Source organism: Paraburkholderia sp. CI3 (assembly GCF_050436505.1).
Classification (GTDB): domain Bacteria; phylum Pseudomonadota; class Gammaproteobacteria; order Burkholderiales; family Burkholderiaceae; genus Paraburkholderia; species Paraburkholderia tuberum.
The window spans coordinates 3,330,532-3,349,932 of the sequence record NZ_JBNDMI010000004.1 but is presented as its reverse complement, the minus strand read 5'-3'; the positions used below and the strand labels follow the sequence as shown (position 1 = coordinate 3,349,932).

The 19,401-nt window shown below is 63.9% G+C and carries 18 protein-coding genes and 2 pseudogenes; 18 read left to right on the top strand and 2 right to left on the bottom strand.

All coding sequences use genetic code 11. The annotated features are described in order from the left end of the window. Window positions 1-5 precede the first annotated feature (5 nt). From aceK to OKW29_RS36780, 12 genes are all read left to right on the top strand, one after another. A complete protein-coding gene (gene aceK / locus OKW29_RS36835; RefSeq protein WP_429294400.1) occupies window positions 6-1,823 on the top strand; it encodes a bifunctional isocitrate dehydrogenase kinase/phosphatase in 1,818 nt (605 codons plus the stop codon). A 72-nt stretch (window positions 1,824-1,895) separates the two neighbouring features. Next, window positions 1,896-3,104 carry an acetyl-CoA C-acetyltransferase gene (locus tag OKW29_RS36830; RefSeq protein ID WP_429294399.1) on the top strand — a complete coding sequence of 403 codons (1,209 nt, stop codon included), beginning with the start codon at window positions 1,896-1,898 and terminating at the stop codon, window positions 3,102-3,104. A gap of 28 nt (window positions 3,105-3,132) precedes the next feature. Further along, the gene (locus tag OKW29_RS36825) at window positions 3,133-3,810 is read left to right on the top strand and encodes an SDR family oxidoreductase (RefSeq protein WP_429294398.1); all 678 of its coding nucleotides are present in this window, start codon (window positions 3,133-3,135) and stop codon (window positions 3,808-3,810) included. Window positions 3,811-3,843: 33 nt separating this feature from the next. Next, window positions 3,844-4,974, top strand: a complete 1,131-nt coding sequence (locus OKW29_RS36820) for an acyl-CoA dehydrogenase family protein (RefSeq protein WP_429294397.1) — start codon at window positions 3,844-3,846, stop codon at window positions 4,972-4,974. Window positions 4,975-4,981: 7 nt separating this feature from the next. Next, window positions 4,982-5,437 (top strand): YchJ family protein, encoded by a 456-nt coding sequence (locus OKW29_RS36815; RefSeq protein ID WP_429294396.1) that lies wholly within the window; start codon window positions 4,982-4,984, stop codon window positions 5,435-5,437. A gap of 618 nt (window positions 5,438-6,055) precedes the next feature. Continuing rightward, window positions 6,056-7,363: a dienelactone hydrolase family protein gene (locus OKW29_RS36810; RefSeq protein ID WP_429294395.1), complete on the top strand. Its 1,308-nt coding sequence runs from the start codon at window positions 6,056-6,058 to the stop codon at window positions 7,361-7,363. Window positions 7,364-7,715: 352 nt separating this feature from the next. Then, window positions 7,716-9,077 (top strand): adenosylmethionine--8-amino-7-oxononanoate transaminase, encoded by a 1,362-nt coding sequence (gene bioA / locus OKW29_RS36805; protein WP_429294394.1) that lies wholly within the window; start codon window positions 7,716-7,718, stop codon window positions 9,075-9,077. Beyond that, window positions 9,077-10,261: an 8-amino-7-oxononanoate synthase gene (gene bioF / locus OKW29_RS36800; RefSeq protein ID WP_429294393.1), complete on the top strand. Its 1,185-nt coding sequence runs from the start codon at window positions 9,077-9,079 to the stop codon at window positions 10,259-10,261. Before bioA ends, bioF begins: the two co-directional genes overlap by 1 nt. Then, a complete protein-coding gene (gene bioD, locus OKW29_RS36795) occupies window positions 10,258-10,998 on the top strand; it encodes a dethiobiotin synthase (protein WP_429294392.1) in 741 nt (246 codons plus the stop codon). The genes bioF and bioD overlap by 4 nt, the downstream gene beginning before the upstream one ends. A gap of 52 nt (window positions 10,999-11,050) precedes the next feature. After that, a complete protein-coding gene (gene bioB / locus OKW29_RS36790; RefSeq protein ID WP_429294391.1) occupies window positions 11,051-12,151 on the top strand; it encodes a biotin synthase BioB in 1,101 nt (366 codons plus the stop codon). A 259-nt stretch (window positions 12,152-12,410) separates the two neighbouring features. Then, window positions 12,411-12,911 (top strand): PAAR domain-containing protein, encoded by a 501-nt coding sequence (locus OKW29_RS36785; RefSeq protein WP_429294390.1) that lies wholly within the window; start codon window positions 12,411-12,413, stop codon window positions 12,909-12,911. Between the two features lie 52 nt (window positions 12,912-12,963). Next, entirely contained in the window at window positions 12,964-13,551 is a 588-nt protein-coding gene (locus OKW29_RS36780; protein ID WP_429294389.1) for a type VI secretion system amidase effector protein Tae4, read from the top strand. Between the two features lie 325 nt (window positions 13,552-13,876). Here OKW29_RS36780 and OKW29_RS36775 read toward each other — a convergent pair. Further along, window positions 13,877-14,143 (bottom strand): annotated as a pseudogene (locus OKW29_RS36775) (sulfate ABC transporter substrate-binding protein); the annotation flags it as partial. A gap of 21 nt (window positions 14,144-14,164) precedes the next feature. Then, window positions 14,165-14,750: pseudogene (locus tag OKW29_RS36770) on the bottom strand (RBBP9/YdeN family alpha/beta hydrolase). A 313-nt stretch (window positions 14,751-15,063) separates the two neighbouring features. Between OKW29_RS36770 and OKW29_RS36765 the strand changes: the two are divergent. From OKW29_RS36765 to OKW29_RS36740, 6 genes are all read left to right on the top strand, one after another. Beyond that, complete coding sequence (locus OKW29_RS36765) at window positions 15,064-16,005, top strand: 2-hydroxyacid dehydrogenase (protein WP_429294388.1); 942 nt, start codon at window positions 15,064-15,066, stop codon at window positions 16,003-16,005. 116 nt (window positions 16,006-16,121) lie between these two features. Further along, window positions 16,122-17,048, top strand: a complete 927-nt coding sequence (locus OKW29_RS36760; RefSeq protein WP_429294387.1) for a hydroxymethylglutaryl-CoA lyase — start codon at window positions 16,122-16,124, stop codon at window positions 17,046-17,048. A 34-nt stretch (window positions 17,049-17,082) separates the two neighbouring features. Continuing rightward, window positions 17,083-17,604, top strand: a complete 522-nt coding sequence (locus OKW29_RS36755; RefSeq protein ID WP_429294386.1) for a YbaK/EbsC family protein — start codon at window positions 17,083-17,085, stop codon at window positions 17,602-17,604. 5 nt (window positions 17,605-17,609) lie between these two features. Beyond that, complete coding sequence (locus OKW29_RS36750; protein ID WP_429294385.1) at window positions 17,610-17,855, top strand: DUF1289 domain-containing protein; 246 nt, start codon at window positions 17,610-17,612, stop codon at window positions 17,853-17,855. Continuing rightward, entirely contained in the window at window positions 17,852-18,325 is a 474-nt protein-coding gene (locus OKW29_RS36745; protein ID WP_184068702.1) for a MaoC family dehydratase, read from the top strand. The genes OKW29_RS36750 and OKW29_RS36745 overlap by 4 nt, the downstream gene beginning before the upstream one ends. Beyond that, window positions 18,322-19,239: an MBL fold metallo-hydrolase gene (locus OKW29_RS36740; RefSeq protein WP_429294384.1), complete on the top strand. Its 918-nt coding sequence runs from the start codon at window positions 18,322-18,324 to the stop codon at window positions 19,237-19,239. The genes OKW29_RS36745 and OKW29_RS36740 overlap by 4 nt, the downstream gene beginning before the upstream one ends. Window positions 19,240-19,401 lie beyond the last annotated feature (162 nt).

Below are 19,401 nucleotides of genomic sequence, written 5' to 3'. Positions count from 1 at the left end.
GCGTGATGAATCACTTCCCCAAGCTGTTATCGTCGCAAATCGGTTTCGACGTCGCGCAGACGATGCTCGAAGGGTTCGACCGTCACTACCGGATCTTTCGCGACGCGGCGATCCACGCGAAAACGCTGTTCGAAGCCGGCGACTGGCACGGCCTGCAAAAGCTCGCGCGCGACCGCATCACGTCGTACGACGATCGCGTGCAGGAATGCGTGCAGTTGCTCGAAGACGAGTACGACGCGGAAAACATCGACAGCGAAGTGTGGCAGCAGATCAAGCTGCACTACATCGGCCTCCTGACCACGCACCGTCAGCCGGAATGCGCGGAAACCTTCTTTAATTCGGTTTCCTGCAAGATTCTGCATCGCTCGTACTTCAACAACGATTTCATTTTCGTGCGCCCGGCGATCTCGACCGAATACATCGAGAACGACGAACCGGCCGCGAAGCCGACTTATCGCGCGTATTACCCCGGTACTGATGGACTTGCCGCAACGCTCGAACGGGTCGTCACGAACTTCCAGCTCGATCCGCCGTTCGAGGATCTGACGCGCGACGTCGCCTGCGTGATGCAGTCGATTCACGAAGCGTTCGGCGTGTTCGACGAAGCGCCGAACTTCCAGATTCACGTGTTGTCGTCGCTGTTTTATCGCAACAAGGCTGCATATATCGTCGGGCGCATCATCAACGGCGAGGTGCTGCTGCCGTTCGCGGTGCCGCTGCGTCACGTGAAACCGGGCGTGCTCGCGCTCGACACCGTGCTGCTCAAGCGCGAGCAGTTGCTGATCATCTTCAGCTTCTCGCACTCGTATTTTCTGGTCGACATGGAAGTGCCGTCCGCGTATGTCGAATTTCTGCGCACAGTCATGCCGGGCAAGCCGAAGGCGGAAATCTATACATCGGTGGGTCTGCAGAAGCAGGGCAAGAATCTGTTCTATCGCGATCTGCTGCATCACCTGAAGCATTCGAGCGACCGCTTCATCGTCGCGCCCGGCATCAAGGGGCTCGTGATGCTGGTGTTCACGTTGCCGTCGTTCCCCTACGTGTTCAAGCTGATCAAGGACAACTTTCCGCCGCCGAAGGAAACCACGCGCGCGCAGATCCAGCAGAAGTATCTGCTCGTCAAACGTCATGACCGGCTCGGCCGGATGGCCGACACGCTCGAATATTCGAGCGTCGCGCTGCCGCTCGCGCGGCTCGACGAAACGCTGTTGCGCGAACTCGAAAAGGAAGTGCCGTCGCTGATCGAGTACGACGGCGCCAACCTCGTGATTCGCCATCTGTACCTCGAACGACGCATGGTGCCGCTCAATCTGTTCCTGCAGAACGGTAACGACGACGACGTCGAGCACGGCATCAAGGAATACGGCGACGCGGTGAAGGAGCTGATCCAGGCGAACATCTTCCCCGGCGACTTGCTGTACAAGAACTTCGGTGTCACGCGACATGGCCGCGTCGTGTTCTACGACTACGACGAGATCGAATACCTGACCGACTGCAACGTGCGTGCGGTGCCGGCGCCGCGCAACGAGGAAGACGAAATGTCGGACGAGCCGTGGTACGCGGTAGGCCCGCACGATATTTTCCCGGAGACGTACGGCACGTTCCTGCTCGGCGATCCACGCGTGCGGCGCTCGTTCATGCGGCATCACGCGGATTTCTTCGAGCCCGAGCTGTGGCAGCGATACAAAGATTTTCTGTTGAAGGGCGATCTGCCCGATTTTTTCCCGTACGACCGGAGCGTGCGCTTCTGCGTGCGCTATCCGGAGCGGTTCGCCGAAGCAACCGATGCGCAGGCGAACGAGCCAAATGTGCGCGTGGCTTAATGAATCCCACAAGGGTTCGCAGCGGGCAACGCGCGGCGGTAGCCATCCAAGGTATGACCAAGGAGCTCGAACATGAGTGACGCAAACCACAGTAGTATCAACGCCGATCCAATCGTAATCGTCAGCGCGGCGCGCACGCCGATGGCCGGCTTTCAGGGCGACTTCGCGTCGCTGAGCGCGCCGCAACTCGGCGCGGTCGCGATCAAGGCGGCCGTAGAACGAGCGGGTCTGAAGCCCGAGCAGATCGACGAGGCGGTGATCGGTTGCGTGCTGCCCGCCGGCCTCGGCCAGGCGCCCGCGCGCCAGGCCGCGCTCGGCGCGGGTCTGCCGCTCGCCACCGGCTGCACGACGGTCAACAAGATGTGCGGCTCCGGCATGCGCGCGGCGATGTTCGCACACGACATGCTGGCCGCGGGCTCGCTCGACGTGATCGTCGCGGGCGGCATGGAGAGCATGACGAACGCGCCGTATCTGCTGCCGAAAGCGCGCGGCGGCATGCGCATGGGCCACGGCCAGGTGCTCGACCACATGTTCTACGACGGCCTCGAAGACGCCTACGACAAAGGCCGTCTGATGGGCACGTTCGCCGAGGAATGCGCGGCGTCGTTCGACTTCACGCGCGAGGCGCAGGACGCGTTCGCGGTCGAGTCGCTGAACCGCGCGAAGCGCGCGAACGAGGACGGCTCGTTCGACTGGGAAATCGCGCCAGTCACCGTAGCGGGCCGCAAAGGCGACGTCACGATCGCGCGCGACGAGCAGCCGTTCAAGGCCAACCTCGACAAGATCCCCACGCTGAAGCCCGCGTTCAGCAAGACCGGCACCGTGACGGCGGCGAACTCGTCGTCGATCTCGGACGGCGCGGCCGCGCTCGTGATGATGCGCGAGTCGACCGCGAAACGGCTCGGCGTGGCGCCGCTCGCGCGCGTCGTCGGTCATTCGACGTTCGCGCAGGCGCCCGCGAAGTTCACCACCGCGCCGGTCGGCGCGATCCGCAAGCTGCTCGGGAAGAACGGCTGGCGCGCCGGCGACGTCGATCTGTACGAAATCAACGAAGCGTTCGCGGTCGTCACGATGGCCGCGATGAAAGAGCACGATTTACCGCACAACAAGGTCAACGTGAACGGCGGCGCGTGCGCGTTAGGCCATCCGATCGGCGCCTCGGGCGCGCGCATTCTCGTCACGCTGATCGGCGCGCTGAAGAATCGCGGTCTGAAGCGCGGTGTCGCGACGCTGTGTATCGGCGGCGGCGAGGCGACCGCGATGGGTGTCGAACTGATCTGACGCATCCACAAAATCTTCGAGGAATACGATGAAAACAGTGTTGATCGTCGGTGCATCGCGTGGCATCGGCCAGGAATTCGTCCGGCAGTACAGAAAGAGCGGCTGGCGCGTGCTCGCGACCGCGCGCGACGGCGCCGCGCTCGACGCGCTCAACGAACTCGGCGCCGAAACCTTCGCGCTCGACGTCACCGCGCCCGAAGACATCGCGGCGCTCGGCTGGAAGCTCGACGGCGAACGGCTCGATGCCGCGATCCTGGTGTCGGGCGTGTACGGTCCGCGCACCGAAGGCATCGAAACGATCACCGCCGAGGACTTCGATCACGTGATGCACACGAACGTGCGCGGCCCGATGCAGTTGCTGCCAATCCTGCTGCCGCTCGTCGAGGAAACGGACGGCGTGCTCGCGGTGATTTCGAGTCGCATGGGCAGCATCGCCGATGCAAGCGGCACGACCGGCTGGCTGTATCGCGCGAGCAAGGCGGCGCTGAACGCCGTGCTGAAGCTCGCGTCGCTCGACGCGCAGCGCGCGACCTGCGTGTCGCTGCATCCCGGCTGGGTGCGCACCGACATGGGCGGCGCGCAGGCCGCGCTCGATCCCGAGCGCAGCGTCGCTGGCATGCGCGAGGTGCTGGCGCAGGCTGCGGCATCGCGCGACGCGTTCCACGGCCGCTTCTTTCAGCACGACGGCACGCAGCTCGACTGGTAGACAACTACGTTGCATGGGACCGGAGACACGCTCATGGTGCTTGATCAGGATCACCTGATGGTGCGCGACGCGCTGCGCACCTTCGTGCGCGAAGCGATCACGCCGTACGCGGCGCAATGGGACCGCGAGCGCACCTTCCCGCGCGACGTGCACCGGCAGCTCGCCGAGCTCGGTGCTTATGGCGTGCTGGTGCCCGAAGCGTACGGCGGCGCCGGCATGGACGCGCTCGCGCTCGCGTTGATCCTCGAAGAAATCGCGGCCGGCGACGGCGGCACGTCGACCGCGATCTCGGTGAACAACTGCCCTGTGTGCAGCATCCTGCTCACTTATGGCAACGAGGCGCAGAAGCGCGACTGGCTCACGCCGCTCGCGCGCGGCGAGATGCTCGGCGCATTCTGTCTGACCGAGCCGCAAGCGGGCTCGGATGCGTCGGCGCTGCGCACCACCGCGACGCGCGACGGCGACGCGTACGTGCTGAATGGCGTCAAACAGTTCATCACGAGCGGCAAGAACGGCGACGTCGCGATCGTGATGGCCGTCACCGACAAGGCCGCTGGCAAGCGCGGCATCAGCGCGTTCATCGTGCCCACCGGCACGCCGGGCTACGTGGTCGCGCGGGTCGAAGACAAGCTCGGCCAGCATTCGTCGGATACCGCGCAAATCGTATTCGAGGCGTGCCGCGTGCCGGCCGCGAACCTGATCGGCGCGCAAGGCGAAGGCTACCGGATCGCGTTGTCGGGTCTCGAAGGCGGGCGCATCGGTATCGCCGCGCAAAGCGTCGGCATGGCACGCGCCGCGTTCGAGGCGGCGCTGACTTACGCAAAAGAACGCGAGAGCTTCGGCGCGCCGCTGTTCTCGCACCAGGCGGTGCAGTTTCGCCTTGCCGACATGGCGACCCAACTCGAAGCCGCGCGTCAATTGATCTGGCACGCGGCGGCGCTGAAGGACGCGGGCCAGCCGTGTCTGACCGAAGCCGCGATGGCAAAACTGTTTGCCTCCGAAGCGGCCGAGCGCATCTGCTCGGCCGCCTTGCAGACTCACGGCGGCTACGGTTATCTGAGCGACTTCCCGGTCGAGCGGATTTACCGCGACGTGCGCGTGTGCCAGATCTACGAAGGCACGAGCGACATCCAGAAGATCCTGATCGCTCGCGGGCTCAACTGAAATTTCAATGAACAAGCCATTATTGTCACTGCAAAGACCTGTCGACTGTCCGTGCGGCGGCGCCGCGCCCGACGTACGCGGGGGCACCGCGACCCAAGCCCCGCGTTTCGCGCAATGCTGCGGCCGCTATATCGACGGCGGCGAAGCGGCGCCGCGCGCGCTCGAACTGATGCGCTCGCGCTATAGCGCGTACGTGCTCGGTGCAACCGACTACCTGCGCGCGACGTGGGACCCCAGCACCTGCCCCGCCGATCTCGACGTCGATCCCACCGCGCCCGACGCGCCCCGTTGGCTCGGACTGCAGATCAAAGGCTTCGCCGAAAGCGATGCCGATCGCGCGACCGTCGAATTCATCGCCCGCTACAAAGTGGGGGGACGTGCTTATCGGTTGCATGAATCGGGTCGATTCGTGCGCGGCGATGATGGCCGCTGGCGTTATGTCGATGGCGACGTCAATGAGTAAATGAAGAGCACGCGCCGATTAAGTAATCGCTGCATTACGCGTCGAAGCTTTCTCGTGTCTTTCACTTGCCCTCGACAAACTTTATAAAGGCCTTTGCATAGGCCTTTTTTCGTTCCTTTCACGCGGGCTTCTTCGTTGGTCTCGCACCACAGCACTTACACGATATTTACTCGCCGCTTCCCGCCATATGTCCCCGGCCCTTGCCCGGCAAGGCTTTGAAGCGTCGTTCGCACATGCAGCAATTTTTTCGTCGCGGGTTCTCCTTGATTGCACAAAACAAAATTGTCGTGCCAGGATGAGTCCGTAGTTTCATGACGTCACATTGCGAGAGCGGGTCATACCGGCTCCGCAACATGCAAAGGAAGGCTGACCGGCCGCTGATCGAACGCGAGCCGCGCGGACTCCGACAGCATCAAGTGACGTTCATCCTCGGCGCGTGGGGTCGCGTCGGCCGTTGGGTTCATCCCGTGCAATCTCGATTTGCGAGCGTGCGCTTCCCGCAACGCTCGCGAGTGAATCTGTTTGTGTCGAAATCGCGAACGAAAGCTGAATGTCAGCCGCGTTTTGCGCAACCAGACAGCACGGAGTTCAGGACACGTCTTTAAAGCAGGTGCGTCAATGGTGTTGAGCAAGGTTCTGACGAAGTGTGCGGCGATCTGCGCCGCGGCCACGTGTGCTGTCACGATCGCGCATGCCGATCCGCTCGCCTACTCGTCCCTTTCCGCACACGACGCGACGCCGTCGAGCGACTTCCAGGGACCGCTGTCGCGCGCCCGCGTGCCGCGCCTCGCGCTGGACGACGACGTCTACCTGCCCACCGCTCACCTGAACGAAAAGATCATCCGCGTGCCGGTCGACGCCGCCGGCACGGTCACGCTTGAAACCACGATCTACAAGCCGGACGGCCCCGGCCCGTTCCCGATGATCGTCTTCAACCACGGCAAGATTCCGGGCGACCCGCGCACGCAGGAACGCAGCGACCCGCTGCCGTTCGCGCGCGAATTCGTGCGCCGCGGCTACGTCGTCGTCGCGCCGAACCGCCAGGGCTTCGGTCACTCGGACGGCGTGTACGAGCAGGACGGCTGCGATGTCGAGCGCAACGGCCTTGGCCAGGCCGGCGACGTCGCAGCGACGATCGATTACATGTCGAAGCAACCTTACGTCGACGCGACGCACATCGCGGTGGCCGGCACCTCGCATGGCGGTCTTGCGACGATCGCATACGGCACCGAAGCGGCGCCCGGCGTGCGCGCGCTGATCAATTTCTCGGGCGGCCTGCGCCAGGACGCCTGCGAAGACTGGCAAGGCAATCTGACGCGCGCATTCGGCGCGTACGGCGAGAAGACTGCGGTGCCGTCGCTGTGGCTCTATGGCGATAACGATTCGGTGTGGAACGCGCCACTCGTCGCGGGCATGTATGCCGCGTATGGCGCGCATGGCGCCAGCGTGAAGATGGTCGACTTCGGCCACTACAAGAACGACGCGCATCGGCTGGTCGGCGACCGCGACGGCGTGCACGTATGGTGGCCGGCCGTCGAAGCGTTCCTCGCGCGCGCCGGTATGCCGACCGCCGTGCAGTATCACGTCGCCGATCCGGCCGCGCCGAAGGCAACCGGATTCGCCGCGCTCGATGCGGTCGACTCGGTGCCGTACCTCGACAACGAGGGCCGCAATGGCTATCGCAACTTCCTGCATCAATATCCGAGCCGCGCGTTCGCGGTGTCGGATTCGGGCGCGTGGTCGTGGGCCGAGGGCGGCGACGATCCGATGTCGGTGGCGGTGAAGAATTGCCAGAAGCAGAGCTCCGATCCGTGCCGGTTGTATGCGGTCGATAACGCGGTCGTGTGGGGCGATCAGAACTCGCAGACGGCGGATGCAAGCGATGCCGATGCCAATGGGCGCAAAGCGATTGCGAGCCGGGAGTGAAGTACGAATAGAGGCGTGAGTCGAGCCGTAAATCGCGCCTGATTCTGATGTGCCGCAAGCCCGCCGTATCGGCGGGCTTTTTCTTGTGCGCTCCGTTCCCCCGCAAAAAACACCTCGTCACCCCAAATTCTGGCCAGTAACAGCCCATTACTTTGACGTCGCTATCTCCGTCGATTGGCGAGCTTCCCTCACGAAATCGAACGAGCTGCATCGAACGATGCTAAACCTCGACGCCACCGCGAAAAACGAGCATTTCGCGGTTGATGCGCGCGACCAGATAAACCGCTAATCTCGACCCCGCGCACTCACCGAGGCTTGCGTGCGTGGCAAAAAAGCACCCTGGAGTACCTCTTTGGAAAAGTCAGCAGTCCCCCCGGTCGCCCCTGAAGATTGGGTCGCCCGCAGCCTGCGCGCGGTGTGGCATCCGTGCACGCAGATGAAGCACCACGAACGTCTGCCGCTGATCCCCGTCGCGCGCGGTCAAGGCGCGTGGCTGTACGATCGCGCCGGTCATCGCTATCTCGACGCGATCAGTTCGTGGTGGGTCAATCTGTTCGGTCACGCGAACCCGCGCATCAACGCGGCGCTGAAAGATCAGCTCGATACGCTTGAACACGCGATGCTCGCCGGCTGCACGCACGAGCCCGCCGTCGAACTCGCGGAACGTCTGCACGCGTTGACCGGCAACACGCTCGGCCACGCGTTCTTCGCGTCGGATGGCGCGTCGGCGGTCGAGATCGCGCTGAAGATGAGCTTTCACAGCTGGCGCAACCGGGGCTACGCCGACAAGCAGGAATTCGTCTGCATCGCCAACAGCTACCACGGCGAGACGATCGGCGCGCTCGGCGTGACCGACGTCGCGCTGTTCAAGGACGCGTACGATCCGCTGATTTGTCACGCCCACGTCGTCGCCTCGCCCGATGCGCGGCTCGCGCAAGCGGGCGAAACCGCCGCCGACGTCGCGCGCCGCGCGCTCGACCATGTGCGCGCGCTGTTCGAGGCGCGCGCGAACCGCATCGCCGCACTGATCGTCGAGCCGCTCGTGCAATGCGCGGCCGGCATGGCGATGCACGACGCGTCGTACGTCGCCGGATTGCGCGCGTTGTGCGACCGGTACGGCGTGCATCTGATCGCCGACGAAATCGCAGTCGGCTGCGGCCGCACCGGCACGTTCTTCGCGTGCGAACAGGCGGGCGTGTGGCCGGACTTCCTGTGTCTGTCCAAAGGCATCAGCGGCGGCTATCTGCCGCTGTCGATCGTGCTGTCGCGCGACGAGATCTTCGCGGCCTTCTATCACGACGACACCGCGCGCGGCTTCCTGCACTCGCACTCGTACACCGGCAATCCGCTCGCGTGCCGCGCCGCGCTCGCGACGCTCGATCTGTTCACGAGCGACGACGTGCTCGCCGCCAACGCACGCAAATCGGCGACCCTCGCGGCCGCGCTCGCGCCGCTCGTCGAGCACGCGCAGGTGCGCAATCTGCGTCAGCGCGGCACGATCTTCGCGTTCGACGCAATGATCGACGATCCTCAGCAAGCCAAAACGTTCTCGCGCCGCTTCTTCGAAAACGCGCTGCAACGCGAGCTGTTGTTGCGCCCGATCGGCACCACCGTGTACCTGATGCCGCCGTACATCCTCGACGACGAAGAACTCGCGCTGCTCGCCACGCGCACGCGCGACACCTTCGACGCCACGCTCGCGGAGGCCCGCTGATGCATCTGCTCGACACACTCGCCGAAGGCCTGAAGGAAATCGACGCGCGCGGCCTGCGCCGACGCCGGCGCACCGCCGACACACCATGCGCCGCGCACATGACGGTCGACGGCCGTGAAATCATCGGCTTCGCGAGCAACGACTATCTGGGCCTTGCCGCGCATCCGCAATTGATCGACGCGATCGCCGAAGGCGCGCGCCTGTATGGCGCGGGCAGCGGCGGCTCGCATCTGCTTGGCGGCCATTCGCGTGCGCATGCGCAACTCGAAGACGATCTCGCCGAATTTGCCGGAGGCTTTCTCGACGATGCCCGCGCGTTGTATTTCAGCACCGGCTATATGGCGAATCTCGCGACGCTGACCGCGCTCGCGGGCCGCGGCACGACGCTGTTCTCCGATGCGCTCAATCACGCTTCGCTGATCGACGGCGCGCGGCTGTCGCGCGCGGATGTGCAGATCTATCCGCACTGCGACGTGGATGCATTGAGCGCGATGCTCGAAGCGTCGGAGGCGGACGTCAAGGCGATCGTGTCCGACACGGTGTTCAGCATGGACGGCGACATCGCGCCGCTGCCGCGTTTGCTCGAACTCGCCGAGCGGCACGGCGCATGGCTGATCGTCGACGATGCGCACGGCTTCGGCGTACTGGGTCCGCAAGGCCGTGGCGCGATCGCGCAGGCCGCGCTGCGCTCGCCGCATCTGATCTCGATCGGCACGCTCGGCAAGGCGGCGGGTGTCTCCGGCGCGTTCGTCGTCGCGCATGCGACCGTGATCGAATGGCTCGTGCAGCGCGCGCGTCCGTATATCTTCACGACCGCGTCGGTGCCGGCGGCCGCGCATGCGGTGTCGGCGAGTCTGCGCATCATCGGTGGCGTGGAAGGCGATGCGCGCCGCGCGCATCTCCAGCAACTGATCGAACGCACGCGCGCGATGCTGAAGGCGACGCCGTGGCTGCCCGTCGATTCGCATACGGCCGTGCAACCGCTGATCATCGGCGCGAACGATGCGACGCTCGACATCGCCGCGTCGCTCGATCGCGCGGGGCTGTGGGTGCCCGCGATCCGTCCGCCGACCGTGCCGACCGGCACGTCGCGTCTGCGCATCTCGCTGTCGGCCGCGCACTCGCATGCGGATCTCGACCGGCTCGCGGCCGGCCTGCAACAGGTCGGAGCGCGCGCGGCATGAGCAACTTGAATAACGATGACGGCGCGCTGTCGCTGTTCGTCACCGGCACCGATACGGAAATCGGCAAGACCTTCGTGTCGTCGGCGCTATTGCGCGGCTTCGTGCGCGAAGGCCTGCAGGCAGCCGCGATGAAGCCGATCGCGGCGGGCGCGTTCGAAGTGAACGGCGTACTGCACAACGAGGACGCGGATCAGCTCGATGCCGCGTCGAGCGTGCTGCTGCCGCCCGCCATGCGCACGCCGTATCTGCTGAAGGAACCGGCCGCGCCGCACATCGCGGCGGCGCTGGAAAACGTCTCGTTCGATCTCGAGCACATCGTCGCGTGCCATCGCGAGGCGTTGAAGCTCGCCGAGGTGGTCGTTGTCGAAGGTGTCGGCGGCTTTCGTGTGCCGTTGACCGCGACGCAGGACACCGCCGATCTCGCCGTCGCGCTGAAGCTGCCGGTGGTGCTGGTGGTCGGCATGCGGCTCGGCTGCATCAGCCACGCGCTGCTGACTGCCGAAGCGATCGCCGCGCGCGGTCTAACGCTCGCGGGCTGGGTCGCGAATCGCATCGACCCGGACATGACCTTTCCCGACGAAAACATCGCGTCGATTCGCGTGCATTTCGCGCAAGCGTACGACGCGCCGTTGCTCGGCGTCGTGCCGCATATCAGCCCGCCGTCGCCGGAGCTTGCAGCGCAACAGCTCGACATTCGACGGCTTCTGCAAACGCTGCGCCAATTGCGCGCGGCATAGCGCTGCCCCGCAGCGCCGAACCCAAATTCATCCGTTTACGAGGATCGATCACATGACACAACTGAACATCGCAGCAGGCACCGCCGACACGAGCGCCACCAACAGCAATCCGACTGCCGCCGCCACTGAAGCGAAGCCGCTCGCGCGTTGGCGCGTCGCCGATATCGTCGCGTTGTACGAACTGCCGTTCAACGACCTGCTGTTTCGCGCGCAGCAAACGCATCGCGAGCATTTCGACGCCAATGCGGTGCAACTGTCGACGCTGCTGTCGATCAAGACCGGCGGCTGCGAAGAGGATTGCGCATACTGTCCGCAATCGGTGCATCACGACACGGGTCTCGTCGCCGACAAGCTGATGCCGGTCGACGAAGTGCTGGCCGCCGCGCAGGTCGCAAAGCAGAACGGCGCAACGCGCTTCTGCATGGGCGCCGCGTGGCGCAATCCGAAGGACCGCCATCTGGAGCCGATCAAGGACATGATCCGCGGCGTGAAGGCGATGGGCCTCGAAACCTGCGTGACGCTCGGCATGCTCGAAACGCACCAGGCACAGGCGCTGCGCGATGCGGGCCTCGACTACTACAACCACAATCTCGATACGTCGCCGGAGTTCTACGGCCAGATCATTTCGACGCGCACGTACCAGGATCGCCTCGACACGCTCGAACGCGTGCGCGACGCGGGCATCAACGTGTGCTGCGGCGGCATCGTCGGTATGGGCGAATCGCGCCGCGAACGCGCGGGGCTGATCGCGCAGCTCGCGAACATGGAGCCGTATCCGGAATCGGTGCCGATCAACAATCTGGTGCAGGTGCAAGGCACGCCGCTGACCGGGACCGAAGCGATCGATCCGTTCGAATTCGTGCGCACGATCGCGATTGCGCGCATCACGATGCCGCGCGCGATGGTGCGTCTGTCAGCCGGCCGCGAGCAGATGGATGAGTCGTTGCAGGCAATGTGCTTCCTCGCAGGCGCGAATTCGATTTTCTACGGCGATCAGTTGCTGACCACGACCAACCCGCAGGCGGAAGCGGATCGCAAGCTGCTCGCGCGCCTGGGGATTCGCGCTGAGGCTGCGCAGCAGATGCCGGCCGAGCAGAGTGGGTGCGAGCATGGGTGTGCGCAAGGGCATGGGGATCACGGCGTGGCGAATTGAGTCGCGGAACCGCTGAGCCGCATGCGCTGCGTGCGCGAACCAATGGTCTGCGTCGCCGCATAGTGGCGAAATTCACCCCGAAAGTTGGACGTTGATCCAATCTTCGGGGTGTTTTTCATGGCGAAGCTTTGATCACCAATTCAAGAAACCTAATCAATATACAAATTGCGTCAAATTTGGAATTGTCGCGATCGGTCTGATTTCAAAAATAACCTCGCACATGTAGGGTGATGCTCCTGAGCACTTCAGGAGGGCATGAATGCGTAAGGCAGCAGTACGACACGGTGACTCCACCACGACACGCGGATTCGTCATGGCCTATTCGTCAAGCATCTCCGATAACGGCAAAAAGATTGCCCTGAGCGGAGACGAAGCGACATGCGGCAACTGCAAGGGCACGTTCAAGCTATTCGGCACCGGCAAAGGCATGTCCGAAAAAGGCCGGCATGTCGTTCTCGATGGCGATCGCGTGCTGTGTCCCTGGGGCAAAAACCGGGTGATAGTGGGCAGTAATCCGCGCGTCTTCATTGAAACTGATGACGGCCTGGCGCATAGCCAGGTTAGTGCTGCACTCGCGGCGGCTACATCGTCGCGGACGGCGCTCGTATATGACGAGCAGGTCCGTGCCGGCGTGGCGGGTGCCCTGCTTCCGGGCTACCCGTATTACATTGAAACCGCAGATGAACGCATACAGTTCGGCCGTCTCGACACGAGCGGTCAATTGCCACGCATCTCGAGCGGCGCGATTGCCGCCGAGTAAACGTATATTGGGGCGACGAAGCGCTAGCGAGAATGGTCGGAGTTTCCGACTAATGCCCAACCGAAAAACGGTAGTCAGGACCAATTCGACGCCCGGCTCCCAAAAGTCAATTCAGTTGAACGCCGTCACATTCCAGCAACTTTGGAATAACTATCCATCGCACGATCCGTACGACAATCCGGACTATCCTGACCAGTGCGCGATTCGCATGAGTGTGACCTTTCATCATGTCGGGATCCCGATGAAGTCGTTTTCCTCCAAGCTAATCACGCCGCTTGATGGACAGCCCAGCATTGGACGTATCATGCTCGACGGAAACGCAGCGGCTACACGAGCCAATGAACTTGGCGAGTGGCTCAAACTTCAGCCCTTTGCCGGCATTGGCAAACCGGAGAACGTCACCGGAGCCGATTGGGTTACGAAAGTCAAAGGCCGTACCGGCATCTTAATGTTTGACCGGTACTGGAGTCGCGACACCGATTCGACGGGTAGTACAAGCGGCGGTCACATCGATCTTTGGAACGGCAACAGGTTGACGGGCTTCGGCACCGGACTCAGAGTCAGCTGGAACATTGTCATTCCGGGTATCTGGTCCGACTTTCGAAACTCGAAAACGATTCTGTTCTTTCCAGTGAAATGAGATTTTCAAGGACTCTCGTCGGCGTTACCCTGGGCGCAGTTTGCGCCAGCCTACTGTCGTGGGTCGGGCTCTACCTGTACGGTGTTTTTCTGCTGCACGGCAAAGGAAGTATCTTCGATACCTCTCGCACAGCAGAAAACATCTTTCTGATTCTGTGGTTCGTGCTGGCATGCGTGAGCTCGATAGTCGGCGGTTATATCGGCTATTCGGGCAAACGCCACCAGCAGTGATGAGGGCACGTCAGCGGCATGACCGGACGGGCCGGCATGAGCAAAGCCATGCCCCCGCAACACAACGAACCTGCTCCCGAAGCGAAACGTCGGCTTTACTTCCGATCAACAATAACCTGATCGAACGTCCCCCCATCGGAGAAGTGCGTGTCCTGCGCCTTTTGCCAGTTGCCGAACATATCCTCCACCGTGAACGTCTTGATCGGCTTGAACTCGGCCGCGTGCTTCGCGAGGACGCCCTTGTCGCGCGGACGCAGATGATGATGCGCGATGATCTGCTGCACGGCCGGCGACCACAGATAGTCGAGATACGCCTGCGCTTGCTTGCGCGTGCCACGCTTGTCGACGACCTTGTCGACGACCTTGTCGACGATCGACACCGCTCACACGAGCGCATGCTGTGCGGTTTCGATCGCCTCTTCGCGAAAGCGCAGCGGTGCCGCGCAATGCACGAGCGTATCGATGAAGTACTTCGCGCGCGGCCAGGGACCGAAGCCCGCCGCCGTGTTGATATGCCCCGCATCGCCGAGATTGACCAAAGCGCTGCCGAAACGCATCGGCGAGCGTCATCCACGGATCGGTTTCGCTGCCGATCAAAATCGACGGCACGCCCAGACATCGCGCGTCGAACGGTCCCGCGAATTCGAACTTGTGCGAACTCGCGGGCGCGACGAACAGCACGCCGACCACGTCGCTGGCGAGCGCGCCCTGCTGCAACGCATGCGCGGTCGCAAGGCAGCCAAAGCTATGCGCGGCCAGCACGAATGGACCGCGTTCGCGCGCGAGCAGATCGCACAACGACTTCGCCCATAGCGCGAGATCGGGCGCGTCCCAGTTCGCCGGCTCGACGCGCAACGAGCGCGCGAACTGCCGCTCCAGCCATGTTTGCCAATGCGCGCCTTCGCTGCCGTGCAAGCCGGGAACGGTGACGAGCCGTGGCGGCCAGCTCGATCGGGTGCATGAAAGCATGTGCGTGCCTCTGCGCAAGGAATCCAGGCAATCATTGTCCCGCTCGGTCGCGCATCGATGAACCAGGTTTTTGTGCTTTCGTTATCGGGCAAACGAAGAAATGCACGGGTACGCGCGAACTCGACACCCACCACGGCATGCATCTCGAAGCGCACGTGCGTGCGCAAACGCGCGCGATTTGCGTCGAAAAAGTAGAATGAAGCCTGTTCATACCGGGAGGAGACCCGATCCCGCACGCGTCGTCCGATTGCCGTCGCGCGCTCCGGGTCCGTCCCGCTCATGCCCACATCGACGCCGACGCATTCCGGACCGCATGAAAATACTCTTCTACGCACCGCACACCGAAGCCGCCGCGTGGCTGCACGACTTTGCGCGCGCTCTGCCCGCCGCCGAGCTGCGCGAATGGAAGCCCGGCGACACCGGCCCAGCCGATTTCGCGGTGGCCTGGCGTCCGCCGCGCGAGATGCTGGCCGGACGCAATACGCTGCGCGCGATCTTCAATCTCGGCGCTGGCGTCGATGCGATTCTCGCGCTCGAACGCGCGCATCCGGGCACGTTGCCGCCCGAGGTGCCGTTGATTCGCCTTGAAGATACCGGCATGGGCGCGCAGATGGCCGAGTACGTGACGCATGCGGTGCTGCGCTATCTGCGCCGCTTCGACGAATATCAGGTGCTGCAAGGCGAGCGCCGCTGGAAAGTGCTTGAGCCGCACCCGCGCGCAACGTTCACGGTGGGTGTGCTCGGGCTCGGCGTGCTCGGCACGCAGGTCGCGCAAACGCTCGCTTCGTTCGGCCTGCCGGTGCGCGGCTTTACTCGCGGCGAGAAGCAGATCGATGGCATCGCGACGTTCGCCGGCGACGCGCAATTCGAAAGCTTCCTCGACGGCGCGAAGGTGCTCGTCAATCTGCTGCCGCATACACCCGACACGGAAAGCGTGCTGAATGCGCGAGTCTTCGCGAAGCTCGCGCGCGGCGCATATCTGATCAACGTCGCGCGCGGCGCGCATCTCGTCGAAGCGGATCTGCTCGCTGCGCTCGCGAGCGGCCAGCTCGCCGCCGCGACGCTCGACGTGTTCCGCGAGGAACCGCTGCCCGCCGATCATCCTTTCTGGCGCGAGCCGCGCGTCACGATCACGCCGCACACGTCGGCGCTGACGTTGCGCGAGGACAGCGTCGCGCAGGTCGCGGACAAGATCGGCGCGATGATGCGCGGCGAGCAGGTGAGCGGCGCAGTGCAACTGGAACGCGGCTACTGAGTGAAACCCGCGCCCGCACGCGTCGCAGGCGTGCGGGCCGACTTGAATTGCAGCAACGCGGCAGCACCCATCCCGGATGGGACAGCGATCAAACCGCATCGGATCGGAGACACATCATGGCCTTACCGAAGCAAGTGAAAATCGTCGAAGTGGGTCCGCGCGACGGGCTGCAGAACGAGAAGGAATTCGTGTCGACCGCGACCAAGATCGAGCTGATCAACCGTCTGTCGGCGGCGGGCTTCCGCAACGTCGAAGCGGCGTCGTTCGTGTCGCCGAAATGGGTGCCGCAGATGGCCGACGGCGCCGACGTGATGGCCGGCATCGAGCGCCGCGAGGGCACGATTTACTCGGTGCTGACGCCGAACCTGCGCGGTTTCGAAGGCGCGCTCGCCGCGCGCGCCGACGAGATCGTCATCTTCGGCGCGGCGAGCGAGGCGTTCTCGCAGAAGAACATCAACTGCAGCATCGCGGAGAGCATCGAGCGATTCGCGCCAGTCGCCGCGGCGGCGAAACAACATAAGCTGCGAATTCGCGGCAGCGTGTCGTGCGCGCTCGGCTGTCCGTACCAGGGCGAAGTGCCGGTCGCGTCGGTCGTCGACGTCGTCAAGCGCTTCGCGGCGCTCGGCTGCGACGAGATCGATATCGCCGACACGATCGGCGTCGGCACGCCGAAGCGCACCCGCGAAGTGTTCGAGGCCGTGACCGACGTGTTTCCGCGCGAGCATCTGTCGGGACACTTCCACGACACCTATGGCCAGGCGCTCGCGAACATCTACGCGGCGCTGCTCGAAGGCGTCGAGATTTTTCACGCGTCGGTCGCGGGGCTCGGCGGCTGTCCGTATGCGAAGGGCGCGACCGGCAACGTCGCGACCGAAGACGTGCTGTATCTGATGAACGGCCTCGGCATCGAGACCGGCATCGACCTCGCGCAAGTGGTCGAAATCGGTGACTTCATTTCAAACGCGATCGGCCGGTCCAACGTGTCGCGCGCCGGCAAAGCGCTGCTCGCGAAGGCGCGCAGCGAAGCAAACACCTGCGTATAACCGCGGCATCCATTTTCATTCAAGGTCCCAAACAATGAACGACCTCGCGTCCTTCGACTCCGACGATCTCGCCGCGCTGCCCGACTCGGCACGCCGCGTCGCGCTGCTGCTGCGCGAACGCGGTCACGCAGGGCGAATCGTGATGCTGCCGGAAACCGGCAAGACTTCCGCCGAAGCGGCCGCCGGACTCGGCTGCTCGGTCGCGCAGATCGCGAAGTCGATCCTGTTCCGGCGCCGCGAAGACAACGCGCCGGTGCTCGTGATCGCGAGCGGCGCGAATCGTGTCGACGAAAAGAAAGTGGCCGCGCAGGTCGGCGAGATCGGCCGCGCGGACGCGAAGTTCGTGCGCGAAAAAACCGGCTATGCGATCGGTGGCGTGTGCCCGGTCGGTCACGCGACCGAGCCGGTCACGTTGATCGATGCGGATCTGCTCGAACTGGAGAGCCTGTGGGCGGCCGCCGGTCATCCGCACGCAGTGTTCAATCTGACCGCGCAGGAGCTGATCTCGCTCACAGGCGCGCCGGTCGTCGATGTTGCGTTGCGCGAGCCGGCCTGAACACGATGGCGAGCGGCAACGATTACGACGACACGGGCGACGGCGGTTGCGTGCCGTCGCCGTGCATCAGCGTGTGCAGGATGGATGCATCGACGGGCTGGTGCGAAGGATGCCTGCGCACAATCGACGAAATCGCCAGCTGGTCGACGCTCGACAACGACGCGAAGCGCGCGGTGTGGGACGCGATCGAAGTGCGCCACGCGACGTTGATGGCGCTGCGCACGACATCGACGACGAAGGAGAAGCAATGAACGCCGCGCCGCGCATCGTGACGCCCGGTGAGACGTTCAGTTCGACGCTCGAGTTGTCAGTGGATTCGATCAAATCGTTCGCGACGCTCGTCGTCGATCTGAACCCGTTGCATCACGATGAAGCTTATGCCGCGCAAAGCCGCTTTGGAGGCTTGATCGCGTCGGGCACGCAACCCACCGCGTATTTCATGGCGCTGCTCGCCACGCATTTCTCTACTTACGCGCAACCGCTCGGCCTCGAATTCGATATCAAGCTGAAGAAGGCAGTGCAGGCGCACGACACGCTGACGATCACGTGGCGTGTGCGCGACGCTCACTGGAAGCCGAGCCTGAACGGCGATCTGACCTATCTCGAAGGTTCGGTGGTCAATCAGCGCGGCGAGCTGATGTTGACGGGTACCTCGACGATCCTCGTGATGCCGAAGCCCGACGCGCTCGTGGACGCGCAAGCGAGAACGGTCGCACCATGATCGCACTGCCCGCATCGATTCAGGTATTCGAGCGCGGCTGGCTGTCGTCGAACAACGTGCTGCTCATCGACGACAGATGCGCGGCGCTCCTCGATACCGGCTATGCGACTCACGCATCGCAGACGGTCGCGCTGGTACGCAACGCGTTGCGCGCGCGGCCGCTCGATCTGATCATCAACACGCATCTGCATTCGGATCACTGCGGCGGCAACGCGCTGCTGCAGGCTACGTGGTCGTGCCGCACGCTGATTCCGTCATCCGAAGCCGATGCCGTGCGCGGCTGGGACGAAACGCGCCTCAGCTTTCGCGCGACTGGTCAAACCTGCGAGCGCTTCGGCTTCACCGGCACGCTGGCACCCGGCGCACGCTTGCGGCTGGGCGCGCTCGACTGGGAGGTGCTCGGCGCGCCCGGCCATGATCCGCATTCGCTGATGCTCTATTGCTCGGACGAACGCTTGCTGATCAGCGCGGATGCGCTGTGGGAAAACGGCTTCGGCGTGATCTTTCCCGAACTCGAAGGCGAAAGCGGCTTCACCGAGCAGCAAGCCGTGCTCGACCTGATCGCAACGCTCGACGTGCGCGTCGTCATCCCAGGCCACGGCGCGCCGTTCACACAAGTCGAGCTGGCGCTCGAACGCGCGATGTCGCGCGTCGCCTGGTTGCGCGCCGATCCCGCGCGCAACGCAAGGAACGCGCTGAAGGTGCTGATCGTATTCAAGCTGCTCGAAGTCCGCGAGATGAGTGTGGACACGCTGCTGCGCATGCTCGACGACGCGGCCGTGATGCGCGCCGCCGCGTCGATGCTGAAGCCGCGCGGCGAATGGCCCGCGTTGCTGAAGGGAATGATCGGGGAGCTAGCGGCGAACGATGGACCGCTCGAAGTGGACGGCACGCGCATTCTCGCGCGGCATTGAACTGTGATGTGACCGGTTCGACCGGCGCGGCGGAAAAGCGCACCGGAACGCAAAACCGTGCTCCCAAAAAGAAAACCGCTCGACGAAGCGAGCGGCGGAACATCTGTTGGACGTGATCAGCGTCGCTGTCGATGATACGCGTGTGGGTTTTTGCATCGCATC

Excerpts from the sequence above, each read along its gene's own strand:
- aceK (WP_429294400.1), top strand. The coding sequence starts at position 6 with ATGAATCACTTCCCCAAGCTGTTATCGTCGCAAATCGGTTTCGACGTC.
- OKW29_RS36830 (WP_429294399.1), top strand. The coding sequence starts at position 1,896 with ATGAGTGACGCAAACCACAGTAGTATCAACGCCGATCCAATCGTAATC.
- OKW29_RS36825 (WP_429294398.1), top strand. The coding sequence starts at position 3,133 with ATGAAAACAGTGTTGATCGTCGGTGCATCGCGTGGCATCGGCCAGGAA.
- OKW29_RS36820 (WP_429294397.1), top strand. The coding sequence starts at position 3,844 with ATGGTGCTTGATCAGGATCACCTGATGGTGCGCGACGCGCTGCGCACC.
- OKW29_RS36815 (WP_429294396.1), top strand. The coding sequence starts at position 4,982 with ATGAACAAGCCATTATTGTCACTGCAAAGACCTGTCGACTGTCCGTGC.
- OKW29_RS36810 (WP_429294395.1), top strand. The coding sequence starts at position 6,056 with ATGGTGTTGAGCAAGGTTCTGACGAAGTGTGCGGCGATCTGCGCCGCG.
- bioF (WP_429294393.1), top strand. The coding sequence starts at position 9,077 with ATGCATCTGCTCGACACACTCGCCGAAGGCCTGAAGGAAATCGACGCG.
- bioD (WP_429294392.1), top strand. The coding sequence starts at position 10,258 with ATGAGCAACTTGAATAACGATGACGGCGCGCTGTCGCTGTTCGTCACC.
- bioB (WP_429294391.1), top strand. The coding sequence starts at position 11,051 with ATGACACAACTGAACATCGCAGCAGGCACCGCCGACACGAGCGCCACC.
- OKW29_RS36785 (WP_429294390.1), top strand. The coding sequence starts at position 12,411 with ATGCGTAAGGCAGCAGTACGACACGGTGACTCCACCACGACACGCGGA.
- OKW29_RS36780 (WP_429294389.1), top strand. The coding sequence starts at position 12,964 with ATGCCCAACCGAAAAACGGTAGTCAGGACCAATTCGACGCCCGGCTCC.
- OKW29_RS36765 (WP_429294388.1), top strand. The coding sequence starts at position 15,064 with ATGAAAATACTCTTCTACGCACCGCACACCGAAGCCGCCGCGTGGCTG.
- OKW29_RS36760 (WP_429294387.1), top strand. The coding sequence starts at position 16,122 with ATGGCCTTACCGAAGCAAGTGAAAATCGTCGAAGTGGGTCCGCGCGAC.
- OKW29_RS36755 (WP_429294386.1), top strand. The coding sequence starts at position 17,083 with ATGAACGACCTCGCGTCCTTCGACTCCGACGATCTCGCCGCGCTGCCC.
- OKW29_RS36750 (WP_429294385.1), top strand. The coding sequence starts at position 17,610 with ATGGCGAGCGGCAACGATTACGACGACACGGGCGACGGCGGTTGCGTG.
- OKW29_RS36745 (WP_184068702.1), top strand. The coding sequence starts at position 17,852 with ATGAACGCCGCGCCGCGCATCGTGACGCCCGGTGAGACGTTCAGTTCG.
- OKW29_RS36740 (WP_429294384.1), top strand. The coding sequence starts at position 18,322 with ATGATCGCACTGCCCGCATCGATTCAGGTATTCGAGCGCGGCTGGCTG.